7 protein-coding genes are annotated in these 3,990 nt (G+C 34.7%); 1 reads left to right on the forward strand and 6 read right to left on the reverse strand.

The window, feature by feature from the left end; genetic code table 11:
- Positions 1 to 197: hypothetical protein (locus QZ824_RS10890; protein WP_291276043.1), on the forward strand; the 197-nt coding region annotated here is incomplete at its 5' end.
- On the opposite strand, the gene QZ824_RS10895 is transcribed toward QZ824_RS10890, so the two are convergent.
- The 6 genes from QZ824_RS10895 to QZ824_RS10920 form a co-directional block, all read right to left on the reverse strand.
- On the reverse strand, positions 166 to 1,218 hold the full coding sequence (locus QZ824_RS10895; protein ID WP_291276044.1) for a glycosyltransferase family 4 protein: 1,053 nt from the start codon (positions 1,216 to 1,218) through the stop codon (positions 166 to 168). The two genes, QZ824_RS10890 and QZ824_RS10895, sit on opposite strands and share 32 nt — an antisense overlap.
- Positions 1,219 to 1,291: 73 nt before the next feature.
- Positions 1,292 to 1,864: an acyltransferase gene (locus tag QZ824_RS11750; protein ID WP_366844513.1), complete on the reverse strand. Its 573-nt coding sequence runs from the start codon at positions 1,862 to 1,864 to the stop codon at positions 1,292 to 1,294.
- Positions 1,865 to 1,877: 13 nt separating this feature from the next.
- The gene (locus tag QZ824_RS10905) at positions 1,878 to 2,429 is read right to left on the reverse strand and encodes an acyltransferase (protein WP_291276045.1); all 552 of its coding nucleotides are present in this window, start codon (positions 2,427 to 2,429) and stop codon (positions 1,878 to 1,880) included.
- A gap of 10 nt (positions 2,430 to 2,439) precedes the next feature.
- On the reverse strand, positions 2,440 to 3,252 hold the full coding sequence (locus QZ824_RS10910) for a glycosyltransferase (protein WP_291276046.1): 813 nt from the start codon (positions 3,250 to 3,252) through the stop codon (positions 2,440 to 2,442).
- Positions 3,253 to 3,271: 19 nt separating this feature from the next.
- Positions 3,272 to 3,685, reverse strand: coding sequence for an acyltransferase (locus QZ824_RS10915; protein WP_291276047.1), 414 nt, complete (start codon positions 3,683 to 3,685; stop codon positions 3,272 to 3,274).
- Positions 3,686 to 3,773: 88 nt separating this feature from the next.
- On the reverse strand, positions 3,774 to 3,990 hold a 217-nt coding region (locus QZ824_RS10920), incomplete at its 5' end, for a hypothetical protein (RefSeq protein WP_291276048.1).

Consider the following 3,990-nt stretch of genomic DNA (forward strand, 5'->3'; position numbering starts at 1 on the left):
CATATGTAGATACCCCTCCTATTTTAGGAGGATACTCCGGTGTTAATTGTATATACAAAGTAGATTTACTCATGTGTTATCAAAATATCTTCATCAATAAAACCTTTTTAGGCGATACATATCTGTTGAATCAAATAGAATATTCATTTATGATTTATACCCAAATTATTTTTTTGAGGAGGTATTCATATAATTAACGACTATTTCGACCACTTCATCTGCAACATTATGCCAACTCCGGTTTTGAACTAATAATCTTGCATTATTGCCAATTTCTTTTCTCCGGGAAGTATCAACATAACATTTTTCGATCATTTCAGCTAATGCTTCTGCATCACCAGGCTCAAATAATAATCCATCTTCATTAGAAGTGATTAGATCCTTTTGCCCACAGCAATTAGTGGTTATGCAGCATTTGCCCACAGCCATCGCCTGTAATAAACTTAAAGGCTGTCCTTCAGAAAAACTGGGTAATACAAATACAGAAGCTTGACTTAATAATTTAACTTCATCCTGAGATTCAAAACGTGGCACAACTTTTAAAGACGAATGTAATGTTTCAGGCCAATCAGCTAAAACCGTTTTTTCATCCTTGCTTGTGCCAATAAGCAAATACCGGATCTGTATCTTTCTCTTTTCCAGAATCACCGCAGCATCGATTAATGTATGAATTCCTTTCCGATCTATCCAAGTACCATTAAAAAGTACAGTAAAATCAGAAGGTTCCGTATCTAAACCTGCTACATCAAATTTGGTAATTCCATTTTTAAAAATAAAAATATCATCTTCAGAACGTTTGTATTTACGTTGAACATAAACACTATCATCTGTGTTGATTAGCAATAATTTATCAGCTCTTTTTAGACCAATATCACAATTGCGCAAACGCCATAGAGGAAACAGAATTCTTGTTTTTAAAGAAATAGGTTCTGTCTGGGAAGAAGGTAAATCACCACTTAACTGCTTTTCCCAAAATTTACGTTCTATGCCATGACTTTCCACAAAGCAAGGAATACCTCGTTTTGTAAAAACACCTGCAGCAGGTTCATGCACGATAAAAGCGCTCGGTACTAGTCCAAGACTTTTATAATAGCTGTATGCTTTATAAGGGAACAATCCTTTGTGTTTTACAGGGCCAACTTCATCAGGACCAATATGAATAAATGTAAATCCTGCCCGTTCAAACGCTTCTTTCCAGTAATATTCTACTCTCCCCATTCCGCTGCGTGTGGAAATAGCAACTTCGGAAACATGTACAATAATCTTTTTATCCTTCACGATGCAGTTTTAGTTATGTTCTTTTCTTAATAAATTTCGCAGGAATCCCGCCAACAATGGTATAAGGCTCAACATCTTTGATTACAACAGAACCGGCTGCTACGACAGCACCCTTTCCTATGGTTACGCCTTTCAGTACTACACAATTAACACCCATCCACACTTCCTCTTCAATGACAATTGGGGCAACGATTGGTTGCTGTGTATTCATCATTTCTTTGATAGAAGTACCATGGTCATGATCAATAAATTTACATCCTGAAGCTAGCATCGTATTTTTACCAATACGTATTCCCTTACTGATATTAAATTCACAACTATTACCAATAAATACTCCGTCGTCTGCGACAATTGCTGGACCGGGTTTCCAGATTCCGTCGAACTTAAAATTTATACCAGACTCTAATACACAGTTATTTCCCAAACTGACCTGATGGGGCCAATTTAAATAAACCTTTGGCAAATTGGTAGATTTACCAATCTTCATCCCCAATAATGCATAAAAGCATTTCCGCATCCATGATAAAAATACCGAACGGTATCTGAACCGAATAATAAAAAAAACCTTTTGAATAAATTTTTCCATAGCAGATTATTTTCTATGTACGGGTAGAAATTACACGTGCAGGATTACCAACTGCAATTGAATAATCAGGGATGTCCTTGGTGACAACAGCATGTGCGCCTATTACAGCCCCATTTCCTATTGTGACACCAGGCAAGATTATGCAGCCTGCACCTAACCAGCAATCAGCACCTATTTTTATCCCGATTTTTTCGGCATCTATATCCTGATCGTGAATATATTGATCCCGCCGTTTATAGGCATGATTTGTTGATATTAATGTAACACGTTGTCCTAGCATAGTATGGGGGCCTATATCAATAGTCGCTCTGCTAGCACGGATTGTAGAATAATCACCTATATTTACTTTCTCACCAAATATAATCACTCCTCCATCTTCTGCTAAAAGTTTTACGTAATCGTGAATGGCCACATTTGCATTGAATTGGATTGTACTTCTTTGAGTTGTTTTTATTAATGTATAAGTACCTATATGAACTAAATGGTGCAGGTTATTATAATTAACTTTTCGTAGCCTGATTTTTAAAAAAAAAATCTTAGCAATGGATTTTATTGCACTATACATACGCTTTAGATTATTTTGATAAATGCTTACGGCTTTTAAACGTATAGAATAATTCCTGCATAAGCATCCATACGGCCTTAACGGAAAGAATACTTTTAGGACTCTTTACAATAGTTCTTAAGCGTGTTTTAACAATCGTACTAATTAAATCTTTGAAAGTTTTTTTTTCACCAAACTTTTCATGGTAATACATCCAGCTTTCATGATAAAGCGCAGACTTTTTAGGCCCTGCGACGGGTCTTGGAGGATGGTAAACACGTGCTTCTTTCCCAAAAATCATTTTATATCCATCTATCTTTATTCTTCTGTTTAAATCATTATCCTCTAGGTTGGGGTATTTATAATTTTCATCAAACCCTTTAAGTGCATTAAATACACGTTTGTTTATAGCGAAATTGCAGGACCATAAATGTCCGCCGGTGAGATTTATCGGTGCTATAAACAAAGGTTTAATGTGTTCATCTGAATAAATGGCCCCTTCAATAACATCCACATCAGCAGTACTAATAAGACTATAATATGCCTGAAGAACTCCTGCATCAGGGATGCAATCATCATCAAAAAATACCAGCCATTCACCTACCGATTTTGCTGCACCATTATTCCTATTAGAAGCAGGGCCTTTACGCGGTCCGGCTACCCATTTTACCCAGGGATATTGATCAAGTAAAATTTTTTCAGTTTCATTGTTGCTGCTATCATCTGTTACAATCACCTCATAATTACTTTTATCAAGTAATTGATTGGAAGCAGCAACCGCGTCCAGACATTTCACTAATAAATCCTGACGATTACAGGTTGGTATTACAACAGATAGAAGCATGCAATGACTAAATATTAAATTAAATAGTAAGCGTTTTAATGTAACGAGCTGGATTACCTACCCAAACTTCGTTTGCAGGAATGTTTTTATTAACAACGCTTCCAGAACCTATAATAGAATTATCACCAATAGTTACACCAGGCAATATGCAGGAATTCATTCCGATCCATACATTATTGCCAATATTCACAGGTTTTGAAAATTTAAAATCTTCATTTACATCTGCTAATCTATTAAGTGAATTTTGTTTATGATTATAGGATGAGATTCCACAATTGCTCGAAATCATTGTATTTTTACCAATTTTAACGCCAAAAGTCGCATAAATTGTTGTATGCGAAGATATAAGGCAATTATCACCTATCTCCATATTTTCCGGAATGATGATAGTACATGTTGGATCAATATTTACATTTTCCCCGCAAGATTTCATTATGCTTTTGATGTATAAGCTTCTTTGCACATTTAAAATTTGCTTTAGCCTTGAATAAATTTTATAGAAGAATCTCATACATTTAGAGTCATTTAATACCAATCTTTTTAAGATTGATTTTTATTTTTCTTAAAATGGCATGAATCATGTTTTTAGAAAATAACATAACCAATTTTGTAGGTATATTATTAAAATTACCTAAGCTGTTGAAGTAGAATATATCAGATAGAGGCAATGAAGTATTAATATAAAAATAATACCTGGCTTTGAAATATATATAATGCAACATTAAATATTCTTTATTC

Origin of the sequence: Flavobacterium sp. (assembly GCF_021151785.1) — a bacterium.
Taxonomy (GTDB): domain Bacteria; phylum Bacteroidota; class Bacteroidia; order Flavobacteriales; family Flavobacteriaceae; genus Flavobacterium.